The organism is Leisingera sp. ABM4_060, assembly GCF_056158765.1.
Window position 1 is genome coordinate 1389957 of sequence record NZ_JBSWTX010000001.1, and the last position, 24040, is coordinate 1413996.

Below are 24040 nucleotides of genomic sequence, written 5' to 3' on the forward strand. Positions count from 1 at the left end.
GCCCGGCAGCGGAAAGCCGCAGTCACATTGCTGTAATTCGGCCGGCCGCGGCAACCAGGCATCATTCTTCGAAGAGTTCTGCCTGCTCCTCCGGCTCTTCGTCCTCGTCGCCGCCCTGCCCCATCGGCAAGGCGCCCGGCGGCGGCCGGTTCTCCAAGAGGCCCGCGGCGCGCAGCTCCTTGAGGCCCGGCAGGTCGCGGGCGCTCTCAAGCCCGAAGTGGTCGAGGAAATCCGGCGTCACCACAAAGGTCACCGGGCGGCCCGGCGTCATGCGGCGGCGGCCCAGGCGGATCCAGTCCATCTCCATCAGCTGGTCGATGGTGCCGCGCGAGACGGACACGCCGCGGATCTCCTCGATCTCGGTGCGGGTGACCGGCTGGTGGTAGGCAACAATGGCCAGGGTTTCGATCGCGGCGCGGCTCAGCTTGCGCAGCTCGGTAGTTTCCTTCTGCATCAGAAAGCCCAGGTCCGGCGCGGTGCGGATCGCCCAGGCATCGCCCAGCCGCACGACACGGACGCCGCGCCCCTCGTAGCGCTTGCGCAGATGCTCCAGCGCCTCGCGCGGGTTGCAGCCCGGCGGCAGGCGGCTTTCGAGGTCGCGCAGGGTAACCGGCTCGGCGCTGGCAAACAGCACCGCTTCGACCATGCGCTCCTGCTCCGCCATCGGCGGCGCATCAAACAGGGTGTCGTTTTCGGTCCGGCCTGAGGTGCTGGCCCCTGCCGCGTTCTGGCCGTCCATGATCTGATCTTCCATCAGTGTTCCCCGTCGAGGCTGCGCAGCTGAATGGGCGCAAATGTTTCGCTCTGGCGCAACTCAAGCCTGCCTTCCTTGACCAGCTGCAGCGAGGCGGCAAAGGTCGCCGCGGTGGCCGACCGCCGCTTCACGGGGTCGCTGTGCCAGCCGTCGGGCAAATAGCTGATCAGGTCGGTCCAATCGCCGGTAAAGCCAAGGAGGTGGCGCATCCGGTCCAGCGCCTCCTCCATGGTGAAAACCGAGTCGCGGTCCATCACGAAGGGGCGGAAATCGTCCTTGGTGCGGATCCGTGCATAGGCCTGCATCAGGTCCAGCAGGTTGGCGGTATAGGTCACGGTTTTGATCCGGGCGACAGTCTCGACCTCGCCGCGGGCAAAGAAGTCGCGGCCCAGCCGGTCGCGCGCCATCAGCCGCGCCGAGGCATCGCGCATCGCCTGCAAACGCTCCAGCTGGAACGCCAGGTGGGCGGCCAGTTCCTCGCCCGACGGCCCCTCTTCCTCCGGGTCGGGGGGCAGCAGCAGGCGGGATTTCAGGAAGGCCAGCCAGGCGGCCATCACCAGGTAGTCCGCAGCCAGTTCGATGCGCAGCTCCTTGGCCTTCTCGACAAAGGCCAGATACTGCTTGGCCAGCTCCAGCACCGAGATCTTGCGCAGGTCCACTTTCTGGGTGCGCGACAGCGTCAGCAGCAGGTCGAGCGGGCCCTCAAAGCCGTCCACATCCACGATCAGGGCCTCGGCCGCCAGCCGCTCCTCTACGCTTGTGTCTGCTTCCGAAAAGAGTGTCTGCTCAGCCATACACCTGCCCGCCCATGAGGGCGGCAAGTTCTCTTTCAGCGCCGAGAATGTCAAGGGCGGCAGGCGGTTTGCGGGCTGCCAAAGCGCGCTCTGCGCGGGTCTGCGCCGCCTCTGTCATGGTGCCTGCGGCATCGGCCACCGCGATGCGCTCCGCCAGCGAGGCATTGCACAGAAGGACCACATTGCAGCCTGCCTCGATCGAGGCGCGGGCATTGCCGGCCAGCGAGCCCTGCAGCGCCTTCATCGAGATGTCGTCGGTCATGATCAGCCCGTCAAAGCCGATCCGTTCGCGGATCAGCCGCATCATCACCGGCGAAGTGGTGGCGGGGCGGTCGTCGTAAGCCTCGTAGACCAGATGCGCGGTCATCCCCAGCGGCAGGTCATTGAGCGCCTCGAAGGCGGCAAAGTCGCTGTCTTCCAGCTCCGCGGGATGGGCCGCCACATGCGGCAGGTCCAGATGGCTGTCGGCGGTGGCACGGCCGTGGCCGGGAATATGCTTCAGAACCGGCAGCACGCCGCCATCCAGATGCGCGGCGGCCACGGCACGCGCAATCCGGGCCACAGAGGCGGCATCGGTGCCATAGCAGCGGTTCTTCAGGAACGGATGGGTTCCGGCGCAGGCCACATCGGCAATCGGGGCGCAGTTGCTGTCGATGCCCAGGGTGTGCAGCTCATGGGCGATCAGCCGGTAGCGCAGGTACATCGCCCGCACCGCCTCTTCGCCGGCCAGCTGCACATGGTCCAGCGGCGGTTGCCAGTCCCGCGCCAGCGGCCCCTGCAGGCGCTGCACCCGGCCGCCTTCCTGGTCGATGGTGATCGGGCAATCGCGGCCCACCGCCTCGCGGAAGTCGCCGCACAGCGCCTGGATCTGCTCAACATCGTCCAGATTGCGGGCAAACAGGATAAAGCCGAACGGGTCCGCCTCGCGGAAAAACGCCTTTTCATCTGCGGTGAGGCGCAGGCCTTCGGCGTCCAGAATTGTCGCTCCGTATGTCATGAAGTCCCCCTTGTGCTCGCGCTCCCCCGCTGCAACAGAAAAAGCACTGCGCCCCGGCCCGGCGGGAAGGGGGCAAAGCGCCCGTCCCTCGGGGGCGGGACGGGCGCTGCCCGGCCATGCAGCCGGGCGGAACAAAAGTCTGCTTCCAGTCCTGTTACCGTGTGGTTACCGGAATACAGTCGGCATTGCCAGCCACCAGCGCCGAACAGAAACGGCGGGCATCCGACAGCCCGGCGAAACCCATCGCCCGCAGGCGGTAGAAGGTGCGGCCGCCGCTTTCGGCGCGCTGGATCACCCGCTGCTTGGTTTCGAGATACTCCGGGAACCGGGCCTGGATGCGCTCCCATTCGGCGCGCGCCACTGCCGGGCTTTCATAGGCGCCAAGCTGCGCCAGGCGGGTGCCGGCCGCAAGGGTGGCCGGGTCGACATCAACGGTTGCCGCAGATGCCGCGGGTGCGGCTGCGGCCGGTGCAGGGCTGAACCTTGCGGGCCGGGCCGAGGGCCGCAGCGAGAGTTTGACGCCGGGCGCATTCAGCAGCGCCGGAGAGACAGCGGCGGCGGCAAGCGCCGGCTGCAGCGGTTCCGGCTGCACGATGGCCGGGGCAACGGCAGGCGCCGCAGCCGAGGCGGGCACCGCCGCAGACAGGGTTTCCGCCTCGCGCGCAAGCTCAGCCACCAGCGCATCGATATCGCCGTTCTGGAAAGAGGCCACGGCCTCATCGCTCACCCCTGCCGCGCCGGGCGCATCCGGCGCCTCCGGTTCAGCAGGCGCCGCGGGCAGCTCTGCCGGGGCCGCTTCTGCCGCCAGCTGCGGCAGCGGCTTGTCGTCTTCGGTCAGTTCGATCGCGGCGGGCGCCAGCGTCAGCCGCTCGGCGGGCGCCTCGGCGCTGCCCTGCGCTGCCACGGCGTTCACCGCCAGCCCCTGGTGGTCAGCCTGGGTGCCGCCCGGGTTGGCGGGCTGCTCGCGCATCGGGCCTTCGGCGGCGCGCACCACCGGCACGCCGCTGACATCGCGCATCACCAGCTTGTAGCCCCAAAAGCCGACACCCGCGACCAGCGCGATCGAGGCCGCGGCGCCCAGCAGGCTCAGCGTCTTGGAGAATCGCGCCCGCAGCCCGGCCGGCGCGGCATAGGCGGCATACGCCTGCCCCTCCCCGCCCGGCTCTTCGGGCTGGTAGCCATAGGAGGGATCCGCATAGCCGTAATCCGGCTCGGCGCCGGGGCCGGTGTATTGCTGGGGGGAATAGGGCTGACCGTAAGCGTGGTCAGCCGCGGTGTCCTGTTCGCGGGCACCGCCCTGTGTATAGGCGTGCCCCTGGCCCGCCTGCGCAAAATACGCCATATCCGCCTCACTGCCCGGTTCGGCGGCGCCCAAACAGCGCCGCGCCCCAAGTCTCTTGAACTGCCTCAGTCCGGCGGAACGTGTGATTTATACCCTCAGGGACCAGCCCCTCGGGTTATCGCATCTCTTCTGCCGGTTTGACGCCAAGAATACCAAGCCCTGCGGAAATGACAACGGAAACGGCCTTGGCCAGAGCCAAATTCGCATGTGTTGCCGATTGGCTGCTCTCGTTAACAAAGCGTAAACCTTCATTCGATTTGCCAAGGTGGTACAGCCCGTGCAGCTCGGAGGCGAGATCATAGAGGTAGAAGGCGACCCGGTGCGGCTCATGGGTGCGGGCGGCGATTTCCACCTGGCGCGGCCATTCGGCCAGCTTCTTGGCCACCGCCAGCTGCGCCGGATCGGCAATCAGGCTGAAATCCGCCGCCAGCAGCGCGGCATCATCCGCGGCAATGCCCTGCTCACCCGCCTTGCGCAGGGTCGAGCAGATCCGGGCGTTGGCGTATTGCACGTAGAACACCGGGTTGTCCTTGGACTGCTCCAGCGCCTTGTCGAGGTCAAAGTCGAATCCCTGGTCGTTCTTGCGGGTCAGCAGCATGAAGCGGGTGACATCCGCCCCCACCGCATCGACCACATCGCGCAGGGTGACAAAGGTCCCTGCCCGCTTGGACATCTTGAATTCCTGGCCGTCCTTGAACAGCTTGACCAGCTGGCACAGCTTGATGTCCAGCGGCACCTTGCCGTCGGACAGCGCCGAGACCGCCGCCTTCATCCGCTTGACATAACCGCCGTGGTCGGCGCCGAAAATGTCGATCAGCTCATCAAAGCCGCGGCTCACCTTGTCATAGTGATAGGCGATATCCGGTGCAAAATAGGTCCAGGAGCCGTCGGATTTCTTCACCGCCCGGTCGACGTCGTCGCCATGATCGGTGGATTTGAACAGCGTCTGCTCGCGCGGCTCCCAATCGTCGGGCTTCTTGCCCTTCGGCGGCTCCAGCACGCCCTGGTAGATCAGGCCCTTGGCTTCCAGCTCTTCCAGCGCGGCCTCGATGCGGCCGGTGCCGTAGAGGGATTTCTCGGAATAGAACACATCCATTTCAATACCGAGCTGAGCCAGATCCTCCCGGATCAGCGCCATCATCGCATCGGTGGAGAACTCGCGCACTTCCGCCAGCCAGACGTCCTCAGACTGGTCCAGATAGGCATCGCCCACCTTCTCCTTCAGCGCCTGACCCACCGGCACCAGATAGTCGCCGGGATAGGTGCCGTCTGCAAAGGCGATCTCCTGCCCGTGCGCCTCCAGGTAGCGCAGATAGACGGAACGGGCCAGCACATCGACCTGGCCGCCGCCGTCGTTGATGTAGTATTCGCGGGTGACGCCGTAGCCCGCATAGGCCAGCAGCGACGCCAGCGCATCGCCAAAGACCGCGCCGCGGGTGTGGCCCACATGCAGCGGGCCGGTCGGGTTGGCAGAGACATATTCCACGTTCACCCGTTTGCCCGCGCCCATCGCGGAGCGGCCGAAATCCGTGCCTGCGTCCAGGACCGATTTCAGAACGCCCTGCCAGATGCCGGGCGCCAGGCGCAGGTTCAGGAAGCCGGGGCCTGCAACCTCGGCCGAGGTGATCCGTTCATCCGCGGCCAGCTTGGCGGCCAGCGCCTCGGCAATGTCGCGCGGCTTCATCCTGGCGGGCTTGGCCAGCACCATCGCCGCGTTTGTGGCCATATCGCCATGGGCGGCATCGCGCGGCGGCTCCACCGCCACATTGGCAAAATCGAGCCCCTCGGGCAGCGCGCCTTCGCCGGTCATGGCGGTCAGGCTGTCAATCACAAGCGAGCGGATGTCGGTAAAGAGGTTCATATCTGGCGTCCCATATGTTCAGCCCTGCGGATACCTAGGCCCGCAGGCAGGGTCAACAGGATTGCAGGGGCAGCCGGAACCGCGGCGCGCAACGCACCGGAAAATTCAAATTTTCCGGCCAATTTTCTTCCTCAAGAAAATTGCGCCGCTGCTGCGGCGCCACGCCTGCAGCCCTGTCTCACAGAACCGCGGTCTGGTCTTCCAGGATCTTGCCCCAGGTGAAGATCTCGTAAGAGCGGAAGGCCGGCACGTAGAACGGGTCGCCATGGATCAGATGCTCCACTTCGATCCGGTCTTCCGCCTCGACTATCCACAGCGCGCCGCAGAAGTCCCCCTCGGGGTCCGGTTTCAGCCCGCCGCCGATGCGCAGCTCGGGATGCTCCTGCACGTAGGCCACATGGGCATCGCGCCGCGCCTTGCCGGCGCGGATTTCCATCATCGCAGGCGCATCGCGGAACAGCACCGCCCAGCGGGTCAGTGCAGGCGCGGATTTGCGGGTTTCCTGAGGTGCGGTCATGACAGCATTCCCTGGATGGCAGAGGCGGTGCCCCACTCGGTGATTTTATACGTACGCAAGGAGGCCACGTAATAGGGGTCCTGCAGGATCAGACGTTCGACGTCCTGGCGGGTCTCCGCCTCCACGTTCCAGATGGCACCGGGAAAGTCCTGCATTGGCCGCATTGCCAGCGCGCCGCCGATCTGCAGCTCAGGCCGCGACCGGACAAAGGCGATATGCGCGTCGCGGCGTTTCCTGTCGCCGCGCACCCGGTCCATTTCCGGCTTGTCCGTGAAGGTGACGGTCCAGCGTGCCATGGCTTTTCCCTTGCTATCCTCCCCCGCGCCTTAACGCCGATGCCTGCCCGCATCATAGGGCCAGATGATAGCACGGCTTACAGCCAAATTGCAGCGCTGCGGCGGCCGCAGGGCGGGCCATCCGCCCCTTGCGCAGACCAGGGCCTAGGCCGGATGCCCTTCGGACTGCTTGGCACCGTCGCAAATTTCATACCAGCCGGGTTTTTCGCCGACGAATTCATGGAAGCTGTTGCCGGCTTCCAGCGCCCCGTCCAGCGCATTTGCGGCGATCGGGAAGCTTTCCTCCTCCGACAGGATCTCCCCCAGCGAGCTGCCGCAGATCCGGCAGAAGCAGCGGCCGAATTTATAGGGCGGCGCGGGCTGGTACAGCGCCACCTCCTCCCTGCCAGCAATCCACCGCAGATCGCCCTTCTTCACAAAGACAATGGTGCTGGCCCCGGCCTTGCGGCAGCGCGCGCAATGGCAGGTGCCCATCAAACCGGGCTGCGCCAGCAATTCAAACCTGACCGCACCGCAGCAGCAGCTTCCCTCGATCATTCCGGCACTCCTTCCGTTCACTTGAATTTGACAAGAACATTACAGGAACGCTCATTGCGGAACAAGCCGCCGGAAGACGTTGCGCACATACCGCCCGCAGCGCACGCCCTGCTTGCGCGGCCTTAACCCCGCTCTGCGATAGTCACTCCCGCTGCAGCACATGGCGCGGGTCTGGCACCCCGCGCGCGCAGGAGACCAGGACCCCCGAGACCACCTCCACAAAAGGTGCAGGGGCGTCAAATGGTTGAAGCTTTTGACCGGACCCGGGGCGCGCTGGCGTTCCGGCCCTACCCTCCGCCCCCGTTGGCGGCGCCGCCATCACTACCCCGCCCCGTTGAAAGGCACGGCACAACAGACCACGGCACAGACCGCAGGCAAGACAGCCCTCAGACCTCGACCTTCACCCCGAACAGCCGCTCATGCTGCTGCAGGGCGAAACGGTCGGTCATGCCGGCGATATAATCCGATACGATCCGCGCCAGCGCAGTGCGGTCCTGCGCAGCCGCGATCTCGGCGTGCCAGCGCTCCGGCATGTCCTGCGGATTGTCCAGGAAATGGGGAAACAGCGCCTCCACCACCCTGGCAACCTTGGTGCGCTTCTCCATCACAGACGGCGCCCGGTACATGCGGGTGAACAGGAAGGCGCGGATCTCTTTCAGGTCGCTCCACAAGGGATCGGAGAATTTCACAACCGGATGCCCCAGCCCGCGCACCTCCTCGACGCTCTGCACGCCGGTGGCGGCCAGCAGGCTGCGGGCGGAGGTGATCACATCCTCCACCATCACCCCGAAAAAGCGGCGCAGCGCCTCGTGCCGGCGGCGGTTTGCATCCAGGCCGGGAAACAGGCGGTCGACCTCGGCGTAACAGGGCCCGATCAAGGGCAGCCGGGCGATGTCTGCATCGGTGAACAGCCCGGCGCGCAGCCCGTCATGCAGGTTGTGGTTGTTGTAGGCGATGTCATCGGACAGCGCGGCCACCTGCGCCTCGGCACTGGCGTGGGTATGCAGTTCCAGGTCCACCGCCAGATTGCATTCGGCCAGCGCCCAGGGCAGCTCCCCCGTCACCGGCCCATTGTGTTTGGCAATGGCTTCAAGGGTTTCCCAGGTGAGGTTCAAGCCGTCGAACCCGGCGTAATGGCGCTCCAGGCAGGTGACGATGCGGATCGCCTGGGCATTGTGGTCAAAGCCGCCGTAGGGCGCCATCATCGCGTGCAGCGCATCCTCGCCGGTGTGGCCAAAGGGCGTGTGGCCCAGATCATGCGCCAGCGCCACCGCCTCGGTCAGCTCCTGGTTCAGCCCCAGCGCGCCGGCAATCGTCCGGCCCACCTGCCCGACCTCGATCGAATGGGTCAGCCGGGTGCGGTAGTTGTCACCCTCATGTTCGACAAACACCTGCGTCTTGTGCTTCAGCCGCCGGAACGCGCTGGCATGGATGATCCGGTCGCGGTCGCGCTGATAGGGCGAGCGGAAAGAGCTTTCTTCCTCAGGGACCAGCCGGCCGCGGCACCGGTCCGGCAATGTGGCATAAGGCGCATGCATTTGAAATCTTTTCCCAGACAATTTCGCCGGCAATCTTGCCGCCTGAATTGCACCTTTCTATATAATGCTTTGCGCTGCAACATGAGCCTGTGGAGAAACGCCATGCAATTGCCCCCGAAAGTGACCGAGCGTGCCTTTGCCCGGCTGGCCGAAATCGGTGCCGCCGGCCAGGGCCAGGCCTTGCGCGTGGCGGTCGAAGGCGGCGGCTGCTCGGGCTTTCAGTATGAGATCGCGCTGGACGATCCGAAACCGGATGATCTGGTGCTTGAAGGCCAGGGCGAGAAGGTGGTGGTCGACAGTGTCTCGCTGCCGTTCCTGGAAAACGCGGTAATCGATTTCACCGAAGAGCTGATCGGCGCCCGTTTCACCATCGAGAACCCGAACGCCACCTCCAGCTGCGGCTGCGGCACCTCGTTTTCGATGTGATCCGGCCCCTTGCAACAGGGCCAGCCTTGCCCTGCGGGCAAGGCCGCGCCCGCCCCCAGCTGGAGGGGCGGGCGCTTCGCCCCGTTGTGACGGGCTCAACAGCCGCGGCGCATCCCTATGGGTCCGTCTGCAGCCGCCCGGAAAGACGCAGACCCGGCAATGGCGGGGCAAACTGCTGCCAGACCAGATAGAGGCCGGAGGCAATCACGATGGCGCCGCCGATGTAGGTTGTTGCGGGCGGGAACTCGCCAAAGGCCACCGCGCCGATCACCGCCATCCAGATGAATTGCAGGTTCATCAAGGGCGTCACCGCATAGGAGGCCAGCAGCCGCAGCGCCACCACCAGGAGCCAGCGCGCGCCGAATAGAAGGAACGCATAGGCCGCAGCCCAGGCCACATCCGCCAGCGGCATCGGCATCCAGACAAAGGGCAACAGCACCAGCATCGCCAGGCAGAGCGTCAGGTTAGGATAGAACACCTGGGCCAGGGAGTTGCTTTCGTATCGGCCGATGAACCGTGCCATGGTCATGGAGAAGGTGCCCGACAGCACCGCGCCCAGGGCAATGACATGCCCCCAGAAGGAATGCCCGCCGGCCCCGCCATGCGGCAGCAGGAACAAGACGCCGCCAAAGCCCGCGGCCAGGGCAATCCAGGCGGCCGGGCGCACCGGTTCCTTCAGAACCAGCCCGGACATCGCCCCGGCCAGCAGCGGCATCAGCCCGATGAAGACAAACACCTCGGCAAAGGGCAGCAGGCGGAAAGCATAGAAAAAGCAGACGGCAGCAACCAGCGTCGCCGCGGAGCGCAGCGCCATCGCCCGCGGGCAGACGGTGCGGAAGCCGCCCCGCAGGGCCGGCAGCCGGTCGGCCAGCAGGCACAGCCCCGCCACCATGGCACCGGACAGCGCATAAAGCTGGGCCGCCGCATATTGCCCGGCCAGCAGCTTGGTGATCCCGTCGGCAGAGGCGATCAGCCCGGTATAGGCCACCACCAGCAGCGCCCCTGCCAGAGCCTGGTTGCGCCCGCCCGGCATCAGGCCGCTCCGGCGCTGCCCGCGCGGGCAAACCCCTCGAAGAACCCGTCGAACCGGGCGCAGCTGCGTTCCGCGGCAGCGAGGATCCCATGTTCTTCTTCGCTCAGCCTGGCCTCGGCGCGGGCCTTGACCGCGCTCCAGCCGGCCCGGGCGGATCCGGCATCGAAAACAGCTTCGGACAGGCTCCTCAATATGCTTCCTCCCTGCACGGCTGACACTTGCACACCCCCTGAAGGGACCGGCTGCCGGAAGGCCTTGCGCCCGGACAGCAGCATGAGCCAGTTGACCACAAAATACTCGTGATACGCATCGTGAAGTCCATAAAATTCATCTTTAGCGAGCATATAGGCGGAAACCCGCCGGTCAAGCCAGGCCTCCCATTCCGCCGGGGGCTGCAGGCCGGCATAGCGCAGCGCGATGCAGATCTCCGCCAGCAAGTCCGCGTTCTGATCCAGAAACGCCACCAGTCCGGCGAACTCCAGGCTGGCCCCGGCGGCCTCTGGCACCAGCGGGTCGCGGCGGCCGTAGGCGGACAGGTAAAAGACAATATGCGTGAGTTCGTAAGCGGCCTTTTTGTTCGGGACAGCAAAGGTTTGCGGACAGGAGATGAAGCTGCGCAGCCGGTCGTCCAAACCGCTGTCCCCCAGCGCCACCCCGCGCCGCGCCAGCAGGCGGCGGGCTTCGGCCCGCTGCAGGTCGGAGAGTTCCGCCCCGGGCAGGTCCTGGGCCGCCACCCATTCTGCAATCTGCGCGCCGGTCCGGCCCGGCAGGCCAAGGTCCTCCAGGTCCAGGCAGATCGACAGAATGAACCGGTAGTACTGCCGGAAGAAACTGACGTGCCGGGCCGCACCATCGTAAAACTGCTGCAGGGGCGCCAGGGCGTCCAGCGGCAATCCGGCCCCCGTGCACTCCAGAATGTTCAGCAGCTCGGCGTTCTCCTTGAGCCAGAACACATCCTCCTGCGTGCGCCGGTGCAATGCGAAACTGCTGATCAGCGCGGCCTGCGCACAGGTCCGGGACTGGCGGGCGGCGGGAGAGAAAAACGGGATGACCTGGGCCATGGCAACCTCTTGCGGATGGATGCGCAGCCCTGATGCAGAGCCGCCTTGGGCGGGGCCGGCTGGACACCGGCCCCGTCCGGATCAGCTGTCCGGTTCAGGTGCCCGGATCAGCTGCCCGAGGAAAACAGCCGGGTGGCGTCGCCTGCGCTGGTGCGGGCCTCTGCCGCCGGGGCGGACCCGGAGGAGAACAAATGGGTGCCTTCGCCGCTGCCGGCCTCAGCCGCGGCCGCCGGGGCCGAGCCGGAGGAGAACATCTCTGTCAGATCGCCCGCCGCAGCCGCGGCCTGCGCGGCCGGTGCGGAGCCTGATGAGAACAGCTGCACCAGGTCGCCGGCGCCGGTGCTGCCTGAGGCGGCCGGTGCGGAGCCGGAGGAAAACATCTCAACCAGATCCCCCGCTGCGGCTGTGCCCTGCGCGGCCGGTGCGGAGCCGCTGGAGAACAGCCCGGTCTCTCCGCCTGCCCAGCTTTCTGCCGCCTGAGGCATCGACCCGGAGGAGAACAGCGAAACGCCCTCGCCCGTGCTGATGCCAGCGGTGCATCCGGGCGCAGAGCCCGACGAGAACATTTCTGCCCCTTCCCCGTCGAACAGGCTGGCGCCTGCAGCCGGGAGAGTGGCGCGGAAGTCCTTGATTTTACGCTGAGCAGTCATTTTGGAACCCCATTCGTTAGTGACAAAAGGTTCCTTCACGCTGTCACGGCCACCGCGCAGCGCAAATATAAAATGCAATTTCACATTGTATTTTTTAGAACTCCAAACATTAACTTCAACTCACTATTTTTTGAGCATTTTAATTTAATTCGATTAATCCACAAAATATTCACCGCGTTATTCACACGCCTATTACTGCAAAGTAAAATGAAACAACCTGAGGGGTATTTTTCACTCGCGCAAAACACCGCGCCTGCGGTGATGCCAAAGTGATTCGAAGCGCGCGCATCAGGCTTGCCCCGGGGCGCTGATTCAGCGATAGATCGGCCCGGAATACAGCAATCTGGGCCGGAGGCAAGCCATGAAAATCGCCACATTCAACATCAATGGCATCAAGGCCCGGGCGCAGGCGCTGCCGGATTGGCTGGATGAGGCGCAGCCCGACGTCGCGCTGCTGCAGGAAATCAAATCGGTGGATGAGGCGTTCCCGCGCGAAATGTTCGAAGAGCGCGGCTATAACGTCGAGACCCACGGGCAGAAAAGCTTCAACGGGGTGGCGATCCTGTCCAAGCTGCCGCTGGAAGATGTGCGCCGCGGGCTGCCGGGCGACGACAGCGACGTGCAGGCCCGCTGGATCGAAGCCACGGTGGTTGGCAAACAGGCGATCCGGATCTGCGGCCTTTATCTGCCCAACGGCAACCCGGTGGAGCTGGAGGCGGACGGCAGCCCGGTGGCAGGCGGCAAATATGCCTATAAACTCGCCTGGATGGAGCGGCTGCAGGCGCGCGCGGCGGCGCTGATGGCAGAGGAGATGCCTGCGCTGATGGCGGGCGATTACAACATCATCCCGCAAGCCGAGGACGCCAAGCGCCCTGAGGCCTGGCGCGAGGATGCGCTGCACCGCCCCGAGAGCCGGGCGGCCTTTCAGCGGATCGTCAACCTCGGTTTCACCGAGGCGTTCCGGGCCCGGCACCAGGGCCCCGGGCACTATTCGTTCTGGGATTACCAGGCCGGCGCCTGGAACCGCGACGACGGCATCCGCATCGACCATTTCCTGCTGACGCCGCAGGCCGCCGACCTGCTGCTGGACTGCCAGATCGACAAGGATGTGCGCGGCCGCGACAAACCTTCGGATCACGTGCCGGTCTGGGTCGAACTGGACCTCTGATCATTCCGGCCGCCGCCAGGCGGCCCGCGCCGCGCACCCGCGCGGCGCCCGGCCCAACTTTTTCCGGGTCATTATCAATGGCCCGGAAAAGGGCGGGAGCCCGCCGCTGCCCCGGCTTTGGCCGGATCAGGCCGTGACGTCGTGGCGGTAGATCCAGTCGAACTGGCTGACCATCTTTTCGGGTGCGTAACGGCCGCCGAGCTTCAGCACCTGATGCGCAGGCCAGCTGAGCGGCGCGCGCAGGTGGTATTTCCAGGCATTCTTGCTGGCTGCATCCACTACCTTGCGTGCCCGCTCCTGGCGCCGGGACTGGTACAGCGCCAGCCCCGAAGCCGCATCCGGGGCCTCCCGCAGGGAGCGGGCCAGCACCCAGGCATCCTCCAGCGCCAGATTGGCGCCCTGCGCCATGAACGGCAGCGTCGGATGCGCCGCGTCGCCCAGGATGGCGGTGTTTCCGCCGTGCCAGCGCGCCGCCACCGGATGCCGGAACAGCCCCCACAGCAGCACGTCTTCCACCGCGTCCAGCAGCGCCGCGGCACTGCCGCCGAAGCGGGAGAAGGCGGCGCGCAGATTGGCCGGGTCGTCCTTGAAATGCCAGCCTTCCTCGGCCCAGGCGCGGCGCTCCTGCACCGCCACCAGATTGACCAGGCTGCCGTCGCGCAAGGGGTAGGCCACCAGATGGCGCCCCGGCCCCATGAAGACCTGCGCCTCCGCCGGCAGGTTCAGGTGGTTGGGCACGACCGCCCGCCAGGCCACCTGGCCGGTGAAGAACGGAGTGTCCGCGCCGTTCAGCGCCGCGCGGGTTTTCGAGTGCAGCCCGTCCGCGCCGATCACCAGATCGCCGCCGCATTGCGCGCCATTGCTGAGGTGGATGACCGGCTGCGGCCCCGGCTCGACCCGTTCGGCCTTTTGCAGCAGCCGCACCTGCACGCCTTCGCGGCGGGCCGCGCCGGCCAGGATATTGACCAGGTCGGAGCGGTGCACGAAGTAATAGCGCAGCCCCGCGGCATATTCATCGAGATCGAGCCGCAGCACCTCGTTGCCGCGCCGGTGGCCGCGCAGCACCACCGCGCGGGCGCGCTGCGCCCCCCAGGCCAGATCATCGGCCAGCCCCAGCGCCTTCAGCACCGCCACCCCGTTGGGGGTGATCTGCAGGCCCGCGCCCACCTCTGAAATCGCCTCGGCCTGTTCCAGAACGGTCACCGCAGCCCCCAGGCGGCGCAGCGCCAGCGCTGCGGTCAGCCCGCCGATGCCGGCGCCGGTGATGGTTATTTTCAGGCCTTTGAGTTCCATGGGGCTCCCGCAGATTCTCCGCTCCCCCCAATGAAACAAAAAACGCCGGAGCAAAAGGCCCCGGCGTCCTGTATTCGTTCATTTCTGCCGCCAAAGCCGGCGGTTAATCGTCGCGGTGGACTTTCTCGCGGCGCTCGTGGCGTTCTTGCGCTTCCAGGCTCATGGTTGCGATCGGACGCGCATCCAGGCGCTTCAGCGAGATCGGATCGCCGGTCACTTCGCAATAGCCGTATTCGCCCTCGTCGATGCGGCGCAGGGCCGAGTCGATCTTGGCGACCAGCTTGCGCTGGCGGTCGCGGGTGCGCAGCTCCAGCGCGCGGTCGGTCTCTTCGCTGGCACGGTCGGCGACATCCGGGATATTGCGGGTGTTATCCTGCAGCCCCTCGATGGTGTCGCGGCTGTCGGCCAGAAGCTCCTGCTTCCATTCCAATAGTTTGCGTCGGAAATACTCAAGCTGCCGGTCATTCATGAACGGCTCATCTTCGGCCGGGCGGTAGTCGTCCGGCAGAAACACTTCTTGCTTCATTTCGGCTCCTTCGGTCTGGCCCATAATGCTGGTCATAATTGGTACCTGAACATTTTGGCTCCCCCTCTGCCGCAGCGTTTATCCCTATCGGGAAGGAATGTCACTACACAATAGTGGCGCCGTTTGGTTAAAACCGTGATAAGAAGGCGGCAATCACGGCTGAGACAGGAAAGACATGCAATTTCAGGGCACTAAGGAATATGTCGCAACAGATGACTTGAAAGTCGCGGTCAATGCGGCGGTCACGCTGGAGCGTCCGCTGCTGGTCAAGGGCGAGCCGGGCACCGGCAAAACCGAGCTGGCCAGGCAGGTTGCAGGCGCGCTGGGGCTGCGGATGATCGAGTGGAACGTGAAATCCACCACCCGCGCCCAGCAGGGGCTTTATGAATATGACGCGGTCAGCCGCCTGCGCGACAGCCAGCTGGGCGAGGAGCGCGTGCATGATGTGAAGAACTACATCAAGAAGGGCAAGCTGTGGGAGGCGTTCGAGGCAGACGAGAAGGTCGTGCTGCTGATCGACGAGATCGACAAGGCCGATATCGAATTCCCCAACGACCTTTTGCAGGAGCTCGACAAGATGGAGTTCCACGTCTACGAGACCGGTGAGACGGTCAGGGCGAAACACCGCCCGATCATGATCATCACCTCCAACAACGAAAAGGAACTGCCGGACGCTTTTCTGCGCCGCTGTTTCTTCCATTACATCCGCTTTCCGGATGCGGAGACGATGAAGAAGATCGTCGCGGTGCATCACCCCGGCATCAAGGAGGCGCTGCTGACCGCGGCGCTGACCCAGTTCTACGAGATCCGCGAAACGCAAGGCCTGAAGAAGAAACCCTCCACCTCCGAGGTGATCGACTGGCTGAAACTGCTGCTGGCCGAGGATCTGAGCCCCGAGGACATCGCCCGCGACGGCGCCAATGCGCTGCCCAAACTGCATGGCGCGCTCTTGAAGAACGAGCAGGATGTGCATCTGTTCGAGCGGCTGGCCTTCATGGCGCGGGGACGGCGCTGAGGCCTTGGGCGGGTGCCTGCCCGGCGCCCGCCTGTTTCCCTTCAAATTGCTGCCGCATTCCCCTATCAGAGGGGTAAGGAGCCGGGCCGCACGCGCCGGGCCGATAGGAGACGCCTGCTTGCCCGCTGACACTGCCCCGGATTTCGACCTCCCTGCCCGCAGTCGCCGCCTGCGCAGGCTGCGCCGGGCTGCGGCCGGGCTGGCGGTGCTGGCGCTGGCCGCCTGTTCGCTGCCTGCCGCCCGCGTCGAGGCGCCGACACGGGCAGCCGCAGCCCCGGCCGCGCTGCCGCCGGTCAAGGTGTTCTCGCCGCGCAGGCCCCGCCCGCCGCAGCGTTCAAACGCTGATATAGCGCGGGATTTCCTGGATCTGCATTTTGCGCTGGAAGGCGGCAGCACCCTGCCCCAGTTCACCCGCTTCGAAGGCCCGATCTCCCTGCGCGTCACCGGTGATCCGGCGCCGGGGTTCACCCGCGATCTGAATGCGCTGCTGGCCCGGCTGCGGGATGAGGCCGGGATCAGCATCAGCCGCGTCTCCGGCGGCGAGGCCAGTATTACCATTCAGTCGGTGACCCGCGCCGAGATTCGCCGCGCCCTGCCCAAGGCGGCCTGTTTCGTGGTGCCCAATGTCTCGTCGCTGGCGGAATACCGCCGCAACAGGCGCGCGGCGCGCACCAACTGGTCGCTGCTGCGCAGCCGCGAGCGGCTGGCGGTGTTCATTCCCAATGACGTCAGCCCGCAGGAAGTGCGCGACTGCCTGCATGAGGAGCTGGCCCAGGCGATCGGCCCGCTGAACGATCTCTACCGGCTGCCGGATTCGATCTTCAACGACGACAATATCCATGCGGTGCTGACCGGTTTCGACATGCTGATCCTGCGCGCGACCTATGCGCCCGAACTGCGCACCGGCATGAGCCGGGCCGAGGTCGCGGCCCGCCTGCCTGCCATTCTGGCGCGGATGAACCCGGAGGGCGCCAGGATTGCAACCCGGTGGCTGCCGGAGACGCCGCGGGCCTGGGTGGTCTCCCTGGAACAGGCGCTGGGGCCGCAATCCGCGCTGCGCGACCGGCTGCGCGGCGCCAACCGGGCGGCGGAAATTGCCCGCAGCCTGGGCTGGCAGGACCACCGCCGCGCCCTGAGCCACTATACCCTGGGCCGGATGCTGCATGTGCGCGAGCCGGAGCTGGCGCGCAAGCATTTCCAGACCGCCGAAAGCTATCTTGCCGGCAACAGCAGCACCCGGATGCACCGGGCCAAGCTGGCGGTGCAGCTGGCGGCCTATGATATTGCCCATGGCCGCGGCGCCGCCGCGCTGGCCCGGCTGGAGCCCGCCGCGCAGACCGCAGCAGAGCATGAAAACGCCGCGCTCCTGTCGACGCTGCTGATGCTGAAGGCGGAGGCGCTGGAGCTGGAACACCGCGGCGCCGAGGCCCGCCGGGTGAGGCTGGACAGCCTGGGATGGGCGCGCTACGGCTTTGGCCCGGATTGGGTGGTCGAGGCCCGGCTTGAGGAAATCGCCGCACTGCGCCCCGCTGCCCCCTGATCCCGAACCGGTGGAACCAAGGAACGGACAAGACCATGATCGTAATCGCAGCCGTGCTGCTGGGCGCCCTGACCGGCGCAATGAAGGCCCGCAAACGTGGCGGCAACACGTTGGACATGCTGCAATACGGGGCTGTCTACGCCATCGTATTTGGTATTCTCGGCCTGCTGGCAACCATTCTGACCCACCGGGTGCTGGCGTAACCTGAGAGGCTCTTTGCGATGTTCCAGCCGTTCTTTGAAAACCTGCGCAAGGCGGCCATTCCGGTCTCCTTGCGCGAGTATCTGACCTTTCTGGAGGGCATGAAGGCGGGGCTGGCGACCTATGACATCGAGGCCTTCTACTTCCTCGCCCGCGCGGCGATGGTCAAGGACGAGCGCAACATCGACAAGTTCGACCGCGCCTTTGCCGCCACCTTCGAGGGGCTGGAGGCGATCCCTGCCGAGGCGGTGATGGAGGCGGTGGACATTCCCGAGGAATGGCTGCGCAAGATGGCGGAAAAGCATCTGAGCGCAGAGGAAATGGCCGAGATCGAGGCGCTTGGCGGTTTCGACAAGCTGATGGAGACGCTGAAGGAGCGGCTGAAGGAACAAGTGGGCCGCCACCAGGGGGGCAATAAGTGGATCGGGACCGCAGGCACCTCGCCTTTTGGTGCCTATGGCTACAATCCCGAGGGCGTGCGCATCGGCCAGGACAAGAGCCGCCACCAGCGCGCGGTCAAGGTCTGGGACAAGCGCGAGTTCAAGAACCTCGACGGCGATGTGGAGCTGGGCACCCGCAACATCAAGGTGGCGCTGAAACGGCTGCGCCGCTGGGTGCGCGAGGGCGCGCAGGAAGAGCTGGATCTCGATGGCACCATCCGCTCCACCGCCGAGCATGGCTATCTGGACGTGAAGACCCGGCCCGAGCGGCACAATGCGGTGAAGGTCTTGCTGTTTCTGGACGTTGGCGGCTCGATGGATCCGCATATCCAGGTGGTGGAGGAACTGTTCTCAGCGGCACGTGCCGAATTCAAGCATCTGGAATACTACTACTTCCACAATTGCCTTTATGAGGGCGTGTGGCGCGACAACCGGCGGCGCTGGAACGAGAAGATCCCGACCCATGAGGTGCTGCGCACCTACGGGCCGGATTACAAATGCATCTTCGTGGGGGATGCCTCGATGTCGCCTTATGAGATCGCCTATCCCGGCGGCGCCAATGAGCATTGGAACGAGGAGGCAGGCCAGGTCTGGCTGCAGCGCGCGCGGGAAGCCTGGGCGGCGCACCTCTGGATCAACCCGGTGCCGGAGAAATACTGGGACTACACCCATTCGATCGGCATGATCCGGGAGATTTTTGAAGGCGCCATGGTGCCGATGACGCTGGACGGGCTGGAACGCGGCATGCGGGAGCTGTCCCGCTAGATAGAAACCCGGCAGCGGCAGCCCTCCCGCGCCTGCAGGTGCACTGGCTGGCGCCAGCCCCCCTTGGCAGCCTTGGGCATGGCATCCTGCCTGCCTCCGGCAGGCAGGATGCGCGCCGGACCACCAGGTCCGGCGCCGGGCCCAACCGGGAGGCCGGCATTTCCAATGCAGGCCGGACGGGCGGGAGCCGGCACTGGCACCGGCAGAGCCCTTGATTGCAAGCGCCTGAAACCTTAGCTCTTTCCACCATGAGCAGTCAGTCCCCCGGAACCATAACCGGCCCGGTGCTGATCCTGGACGGGATCCGCGACGGCCAGATGCAGCTTGCGGCGCTGTTCATTGCGCCCAAGGGCCGGCCGGTGCCGCCTGTGACGGTCAAGAGCCGCGAAATTCTCCCTTCCCTTGTGGCGGAATATGAAGAGGCCTGCGTGCTGCGCGCACGTTTTACGCTGCCTGCTGATACCGCTGCTGCCTATGAGTGGAACGGCCAGAGCTTCGAAACCGCGGGCGGCTTTGGCGCGGACATGCGGATGGCCTTTGCCTCCTGCAACGGCGAGGAGCATGGCGATCTGGAGCGCGAGGGGTGTGAGCGCAACGCCATGTGGGAGCGGATGGGGGCTGAGCACAGCAAGCGCCCGTTCTCGCTGCTGCTGCACGGCGGCGATCAGGTCTATGCCGATGAGGTGACGCAAGGCCACCCATTGAGCCGGAACTGGCCGGGCCGCGTGCCGCGCGATCCGTCGCGGGAGGATCTTGCGGACCTGCAGCAACATCTGCGGGAGCGCTTCCTGCAGCGCTACCTGGCGGTCTACAGCGCGCCGGAGTTTGCCTGGATCGCGGCCCGGGTGCCATCGCTGATGCAATGGGACGACCATGACATTTGCGACGGCTGGGGGAGCTTGCGCCGCTCGCGCACCTATTCCCCGGTGGGGCAAACCCTGTTTGCCGCTGCGCGCCAGGCGGCGCTGCTGTTCCAGCACGGCTGCTGCGATGGCGATCTGCCCGCGCGCTTTGCCGACCCGCAAGGCACCCATCTGGGCTGGGGCGTCGAGGCCCCGGGACTGCGGCTGCTGGCGCCTGACCTGCGCTCGGAGCGCAGCCGGCGGCGGGTGATGGCGCGGGGCGGCTGGAGGATGATGAAGGCTGAGGCCGAACGCGACGCTCCGGGGCGCACTTTCATCCTGTCCAGTGTGCCTTTGCTGGGGCCGCGGCTGTCGCTGCTGGAACTGCTGATGGTGCTTATCCCGAAGATGCAAAAATATGAGGACGACCTGCGCGACCAATGGCAAAGCCGGGCGCACCGGGCCTCGTGGCGGCGGATGCTGCGGCTGGTGCGGGACATGGCCGCCAAGCCGGAGCAGCAGGTCACCGCCGTTTCGGGCGAGATCCATCTGGCCACCCGGGGTGAAATGACGCTTGGCGGCGGCAAGACCCTGCACCAGCTGGTGGCCTCGGGCATTGCCCACCGGGCACCGCCCAAGGCCTGGGCCAAGGTATTGGGAATGCTGTCCTGGCTGGGGGACGCGCCGCTGAGGGGCCACCCCATTCGGATCCGCAGAATTCCCGGCCAGGCAGGGCGTTATACGGCGGAACGGAATTATCTGATCCTGGAGCGCTCCGGCGGCACATGGTCTGCAGTATGGGATTTCGAGACCTCGGGGCGGTCCGGGGCGCTGCCGCTCTAACCCCTTGGCTGGCAGGCGGATTGCCGCCGCCTGCCCTGCGCCCCATGCAACCCCAAGTGGTTCCCATGCGGAAATCCGCCGCCCGGTGCAGCTTCCGGCGCATGTCCGCCGAAGACGGTGCTGCGCGGTTGAACGGGCGGCCTTCCGGACGCTACGCAAGAGGAAATGGCGCGGCAGGTAAAGGCCGCCATCCCCGAGCAGGAGCATCGCGTGAGCGTGCCGCATCAAGACATAAAACCCCGCGGCGCCCCCCCCGCCGCAAGCGTGAAGCCGTTCCAGATCCGCGGCCGCTACTTCACCGCCGTGGCGCTGCGCCCCGAAGACGGGCCGCTGGACCAGGCGTTTTACGCAGCACTTGACGCGCAGCTGCGCTGGAGCCCGCATTTCTTTGACGGCGCGCCGCTGATCCTGGATCTGGCGCAGGCGCCGCAGCTCAGCCGTCCGGCGCAGCTGCGGGCGCTGGCGGACAGCCTGCGCAGCCGCGGCCTGGCGGTCTTCGGGGTGCAGAATGCCACCGCCCTGCAGCAAGCCGCGGCGGAGGATGCCGGGCTGATCATCCTGGCCAGCGGCAAGGATGCGCCATTGAACACCGGCCCCGGGCTGCGGCGCGAGATCCCCAAGAAGCTGCGGCCGCCGGAAAACCGGCTGATCACCGAGCCGGTGCGCTCGGGCCAGTCGGTGGTGGCCGAGGGCGGCGATCTGATTGTGGTAGGGCCTGTCAGCTCCGGCGCCGAGCTGATCGCGCGCGGCAGCATTCATGTCTACGGCCCCCTGCGGGGCCGCGCCATGGCAGGCGCGGAAGGCGACGAGAGCGCCCGCATCTTCTGCCGCAGCCTGAGGGCCGAGCTTCTGGCGGTGGCGGGGCTGTACCGCACAAGCGAGACTTTGGAGCCCGGACTGCAGGGCCGCCCGGCGCAGGTGTTCCTGCGTGATGAGCGGCTGTGCGTCGAGGCAATGGACTAGGAAAGGCAGGGCAATGAGCAAGGACCTGATACCGGAAGCGCCGCTGGGCAAGGTGATTGTCGTCACCTCGGGCAAGGGCGGCGTCGGCAAGACGACAACTTCGGCAGCGGTGGGGGCAGAGCTGGCCCGGCGCGGCCACAAGACGGTGGTGATCGATTTCGACGTCGGCCTGCGCAACCTCGACATGATCATGGGCTGCGAGCGGCGGGTGGTCTTCGATTTCATCAACGTCATTCACGGCGATGCCAAGCTGAAGCAGGCGCTGATCCGCGACCGGCGGCTGGAGACGCTGTCGGTGCTGCCCACCTCGCAGACCCGCGACAAGGATGCGCTGACCCGCGCCGGCGTGGAGAAAGTGCTGGAGGAGCTGCGCCAGGACTTCGACTATATCATCTGCGACAGCCCGGCAGGGATCGAGCGCGGCGCCCAGATGGCGATGTATTTCGCGGATGAGGCGATTGTGGTGACCAATCCCGAGGTCTCATCCGTGCGCGACAGCGACCGGGTGCTGGGATTGCTGAACAGCATCACCGAGCGGGCCGGCAAGGAAGGCGCCGAGCCTGTGAAGGCGCAGGTGCTGATCACCCGCCACAACAAGGCGCGGATCGAGAGCGGCGAGATGATGCCGGTGGAGGATGTGCTGGAGATCCTGGCGGTGCCGCTCTTGGGCATCATCCCCGAAAGCGCCGCGGTGCTGCGCGCCTCCAACCTGGGGGTGCCGGTGGTGCTGGATGATCCCTCTGCCGCCGGCACCGCATACGAGGACGCGGTGGGCCGGCTGATCGGCGAGCAGATCGAAATGCGCATTGCCGCGGACCGGCGCCCCGGCCTGCTGCAGCGGCTGTTCGGAAGGACTGCGTGACCATGTTCGGCTTTTCCCTCCGCCCCCGCAAAGCCTCCGCCAGCACCGCCAAGGAACGGCTGCAGATCCTGCTGGCGCATGAGCGCAGCGGCGGCGCAAGGCCCGACTGCCTGCCGCAATTGCAGCGCGACATCCTGGACGTGATCCGCCGCCACATGCAGATCGGCGATGAGGCCATCGACATCCGCATGGAGCGCGGCGACGAGCTGTCGAGCCTGGAGATCAACATCGAATTCCCGGGCAAACTGGGAATGAACTAGGGCCGGGGCCCCAGGGGCACCCCCTGGGAGCCGGCGGCGGGCGGCGGCGCAGTCCCTGCGGCTGCTCCCGCCCGTCGCCGGTGCATCTTCAGATGCACCGCTCCCGTTGGGCCCGGCGCCGCGCTGGCGCGCGGCGGGACCGCATTTGCGCCACCCGGAGCACATCACATTTCTGCGGCGGCCGGGCTTTGCGCTTGAGCCTGCGCTGCACAGACCCCATATCTGAGCCATGCTGCGTCTCCTGCCGATCCTGCTGGCCGTCGCCTATGGCCTTGTGATGTACCGGATTTCCATCTGGCGCACCCATCGCGAGCTGGACCAGCGTTCGACCGAGCTGGCGGATGCAAAGCTCAAAGGGCTGACCGACCGGCTGGCGGCGGCGCTGGGGGTCGCCCGCATCCCGGTGCATATCTATGAGGTGGATCCGGTCAACGGGCTGGCAGCACCCGACGGGCGGATCTTCATCACCCGCGGGTTCTACCGAAAATACCAGAACGGCGAGGTGAGCGCCGAGGAGATGGCCTCGGTGATTGCCCATGAGCTGGGCCATGTGGCGCTGGGGCATGCCAGGAAGCGGATGATCGATTTCTCCGGCCAGAACGCGCTGCGCACCGCGCTGATGATGATCCTGGGGCGGTATATTCCCTTTATCGGGCCGTGGATTGCCGGCGTGCTGACGGGCCTGATTGCGGCGCGGCTGTCGCGCGGTGATGAATATGAGGCCGATGAATATGCCGCCGCGCTGCTGACCAAGGCGGGGATCGGCCTGGCGCCGCAAAAGAGCCTGTTTGCCAAGCTGGAAGAGCTGACGCAAGCGCGCGCGGGCATGGCGCCGGCCTGGCTGATGAGCCATCCCAGGACCGAAGAGCGGATCGAGGCGCTGGAGCGGCTGGAAGACAAATGGGCCAAGGGCTGAGAGCGTTGCGGCCTTGAGGGGCCGGCCCCTCAAACTCCCCGGAGTATTTTCACAAAGAAGAAGACAAGGCCTTGGCGAGGCGCGGCAGCCGCGCCTTTTTCAAGAGCGGGCGGATCTGCCAGCCGCCGCCCGACAGGCGGTTGGCCTCGGCCAGCACCTGGGCGCCGAGGGCTTCCATTCCGGCACTGTCCTGCAGCCAGAAGCGGTAGAGCAGCTCATCCGGGCCAAGGCGCTCCAACCCTTCCTCGGCCAGGGTGTGGCGCGGGAAATCCTTGTTGTTGACCGTCACGATGGCGTCGGCGTGGCCGGTGATGGCGGCGGCCAGCACATGGGTGTCGGCGCTGTCGGGCAGCCAGAGCCGGGCCTCGGTGCCCGGTGACGGGGGCACTTCGGCCTGGGGCCAATGAGCGCGGATCAGAGCGGTTTCCGCCTTGGCCTGGGCGGCGCCTTCAGGGCCGAGTTTCAGGGCCGCGCGCTCCCATTCACCCAGGATGCGGGCGGACCAGAGCGGGGTGAAATGCCCCAGCCTGGCCGCGCCCAGCAGCATCTCGCGCATCACCGTCGGATAGAGGACGCAGGTATCCAGGAGCAGCTTCACCA

26 protein-coding genes are annotated in these 24040 nt (G+C 66.2%); 11 read left to right on the plus strand and 15 right to left on the minus strand.

Annotation, left to right across the window (positions count from 1 at the left end; genetic code table 11):
• Window positions 1–61: 61 nt before the first annotated feature.
• From scpB to ACXAEH_RS06885, 9 genes are all read right to left on the minus strand, one after another.
• Window positions 62–754, minus strand: a complete 693-nt coding sequence (scpB, locus tag ACXAEH_RS06845; protein ID WP_475031712.1) for an SMC-Scp complex subunit ScpB — start codon at window positions 752–754, stop codon at window positions 62–64.
• A complete protein-coding gene (locus ACXAEH_RS06850) occupies window positions 754–1548 on the minus strand; it encodes a segregation and condensation protein A (RefSeq protein ID WP_475031713.1) in 795 nt (264 codons plus the stop codon). The genes scpB and ACXAEH_RS06850 overlap by 1 nt, the downstream gene beginning before the upstream one ends.
• On the minus strand, window positions 1541–2545 hold the full coding sequence (gene nagZ / locus ACXAEH_RS06855; RefSeq protein ID WP_475031714.1) for a beta-N-acetylhexosaminidase: 1005 nt from the start codon (window positions 2543–2545) through the stop codon (window positions 1541–1543). The genes ACXAEH_RS06850 and nagZ overlap by 8 nt, the downstream gene beginning before the upstream one ends.
• Window positions 2546–2699: 154 nt before the next feature.
• Window positions 2700–3887: an SPOR domain-containing protein gene (locus ACXAEH_RS06860; RefSeq protein WP_475031716.1), complete on the minus strand. Its 1188-nt coding sequence runs from the start codon at window positions 3885–3887 to the stop codon at window positions 2700–2702.
• Window positions 3888–4002: 115 nt separating this feature from the next.
• Window positions 4003–5748 (minus strand): arginine--tRNA ligase, encoded by a 1746-nt coding sequence (argS, locus tag ACXAEH_RS06865; protein WP_475031717.1) that lies wholly within the window; start codon window positions 5746–5748, stop codon window positions 4003–4005.
• Between the two features lie 178 nt (window positions 5749–5926).
• Window positions 5927–6265: a YciI family protein gene (locus ACXAEH_RS06870; RefSeq protein WP_475031718.1), complete on the minus strand. Its 339-nt coding sequence runs from the start codon at window positions 6263–6265 to the stop codon at window positions 5927–5929.
• The gene (locus ACXAEH_RS06875; protein WP_475031719.1) at window positions 6262–6561 is read right to left on the minus strand and encodes a YciI family protein; all 300 of its coding nucleotides are present in this window, start codon (window positions 6559–6561) and stop codon (window positions 6262–6264) included. The genes ACXAEH_RS06870 and ACXAEH_RS06875 overlap by 4 nt, the downstream gene beginning before the upstream one ends.
• Window positions 6562–6705: 144 nt before the next feature.
• Window positions 6706–7098, minus strand: a complete 393-nt coding sequence (locus ACXAEH_RS06880; protein WP_475031720.1) for a GFA family protein — start codon at window positions 7096–7098, stop codon at window positions 6706–6708.
• Between the two features lie 386 nt (window positions 7099–7484).
• Entirely contained in the window at window positions 7485–8636 is a 1152-nt protein-coding gene (locus ACXAEH_RS06885) for a deoxyguanosinetriphosphate triphosphohydrolase (protein ID WP_475031721.1), read from the minus strand.
• Window positions 8637–8738: 102 nt separating this feature from the next.
• Between ACXAEH_RS06885 and ACXAEH_RS06890 the strand changes: the two genes are divergently transcribed.
• Complete coding sequence (locus tag ACXAEH_RS06890; protein ID WP_475031722.1) at window positions 8739–9062, plus strand: HesB/IscA family protein; 324 nt, start codon at window positions 8739–8741, stop codon at window positions 9060–9062.
• A gap of 115 nt (window positions 9063–9177) precedes the next feature.
• Here the strand turns inward: ACXAEH_RS06890 and ACXAEH_RS06895 are convergent, their stop codons facing one another.
• The 3 genes from ACXAEH_RS06895 to ACXAEH_RS06905 all read right to left on the minus strand — a co-directional run bounded on the left by ACXAEH_RS06895 (window position 9178) and on the right by ACXAEH_RS06905 (window position 11806).
• Window positions 9178–10095: a DMT family transporter gene (locus ACXAEH_RS06895; protein ID WP_475031723.1), complete on the minus strand. Its 918-nt coding sequence runs from the start codon at window positions 10093–10095 to the stop codon at window positions 9178–9180.
• Window positions 10095–11156 (minus strand): DUF6902 family protein, encoded by a 1062-nt coding sequence (locus tag ACXAEH_RS06900; protein ID WP_475031724.1) that lies wholly within the window; start codon window positions 11154–11156, stop codon window positions 10095–10097. The genes ACXAEH_RS06895 and ACXAEH_RS06900 overlap by 1 nt, the downstream gene beginning before the upstream one ends.
• Before the next feature lie 107 nt (window positions 11157–11263).
• Window positions 11264–11806: a hypothetical protein gene (locus ACXAEH_RS06905; RefSeq protein ID WP_475031725.1), complete on the minus strand. Its 543-nt coding sequence runs from the start codon at window positions 11804–11806 to the stop codon at window positions 11264–11266.
• 361 nt (window positions 11807–12167) lie between these two features.
• Here ACXAEH_RS06905 and xth point away from each other — a divergent pair, with 361 nt between their 5' ends.
• Window positions 12168–12974: an exodeoxyribonuclease III gene (xth, locus tag ACXAEH_RS06910; RefSeq protein ID WP_475031726.1), complete on the plus strand. Its 807-nt coding sequence runs from the start codon at window positions 12168–12170 to the stop codon at window positions 12972–12974.
• Window positions 12975–13100: 126 nt separating this feature from the next.
• Here xth and ACXAEH_RS06915 read toward each other — a convergent pair whose 3' ends face one another.
• Window positions 13101–14267, minus strand: coding sequence for an FAD-dependent monooxygenase (locus ACXAEH_RS06915; protein ID WP_475031727.1), 1167 nt, complete (start codon window positions 14265–14267; stop codon window positions 13101–13103).
• 103 nt (window positions 14268–14370) lie between these two features.
• Complete coding sequence (dksA, locus tag ACXAEH_RS06920) at window positions 14371–14793, minus strand: RNA polymerase-binding protein DksA (RefSeq protein WP_039161623.1); 423 nt, start codon at window positions 14791–14793, stop codon at window positions 14371–14373.
• 175 nt (window positions 14794–14968) lie between these two features.
• On the opposite strand from dksA, the gene ACXAEH_RS06925 reads away from it, so the two are divergent.
• From ACXAEH_RS06925 to ACXAEH_RS06965, 9 genes are all read left to right on the plus strand, one after another.
• Window positions 14969–15808 carry an AAA family ATPase gene (locus ACXAEH_RS06925; RefSeq protein WP_475031728.1) on the plus strand — a complete coding sequence of 280 codons (840 nt, stop codon included), beginning with the start codon at window positions 14969–14971 and terminating at the stop codon, window positions 15806–15808.
• Window positions 15809–15926: 118 nt separating this feature from the next.
• On the plus strand, window positions 15927–17348 hold the full coding sequence (locus tag ACXAEH_RS06930; protein WP_475031729.1) for a DUF2927 domain-containing protein: 1422 nt from the start codon (window positions 15927–15929) through the stop codon (window positions 17346–17348).
• A gap of 35 nt (window positions 17349–17383) precedes the next feature.
• The gene (locus ACXAEH_RS06935) at window positions 17384–17551 is read left to right on the plus strand and encodes a hypothetical protein (RefSeq protein ID WP_475031730.1); all 168 of its coding nucleotides are present in this window, start codon (window positions 17384–17386) and stop codon (window positions 17549–17551) included.
• Between the two features lie 18 nt (window positions 17552–17569).
• Window positions 17570–18754, plus strand: a complete 1185-nt coding sequence (locus ACXAEH_RS06940) for a vWA domain-containing protein (protein ID WP_475031731.1) — start codon at window positions 17570–17572, stop codon at window positions 18752–18754.
• 248 nt (window positions 18755–19002) lie between these two features.
• Window positions 19003–20439, plus strand: a complete 1437-nt coding sequence (locus ACXAEH_RS06945) for an alkaline phosphatase D family protein (protein ID WP_475031732.1) — start codon at window positions 19003–19005, stop codon at window positions 20437–20439.
• Window positions 20440–20649: 210 nt separating this feature from the next.
• Window positions 20650–21402 (plus strand): septum site-determining protein MinC, encoded by a 753-nt coding sequence (minC, locus tag ACXAEH_RS06950; RefSeq protein ID WP_475035533.1) that lies wholly within the window; start codon window positions 20650–20652, stop codon window positions 21400–21402.
• A gap of 13 nt (window positions 21403–21415) precedes the next feature.
• The gene (gene minD / locus ACXAEH_RS06955) at window positions 21416–22264 is read left to right on the plus strand and encodes a septum site-determining protein MinD (RefSeq protein WP_475031733.1); all 849 of its coding nucleotides are present in this window, start codon (window positions 21416–21418) and stop codon (window positions 22262–22264) included.
• A 2-nt stretch (window positions 22265–22266) separates the two neighbouring features.
• On the plus strand, window positions 22267–22524 hold the full coding sequence (gene minE / locus ACXAEH_RS06960) for a cell division topological specificity factor MinE (protein WP_039160912.1): 258 nt from the start codon (window positions 22267–22269) through the stop codon (window positions 22522–22524).
• Between the two features lie 229 nt (window positions 22525–22753).
• On the plus strand, window positions 22754–23440 hold the full coding sequence (locus ACXAEH_RS06965; protein ID WP_475031734.1) for a M48 family metallopeptidase: 687 nt from the start codon (window positions 22754–22756) through the stop codon (window positions 23438–23440).
• Window positions 23441–23489: 49 nt separating this feature from the next.
• Here ACXAEH_RS06965 and ACXAEH_RS06970 read toward each other — a convergent pair whose 3' ends face one another.
• Window positions 23490–24038 (minus strand): RSP_2648 family PIN domain-containing protein, encoded by a 549-nt coding sequence (locus ACXAEH_RS06970; RefSeq protein ID WP_475031735.1) that lies wholly within the window; start codon window positions 24036–24038, stop codon window positions 23490–23492.
• Window positions 24039–24040 lie beyond the last annotated feature (2 nt).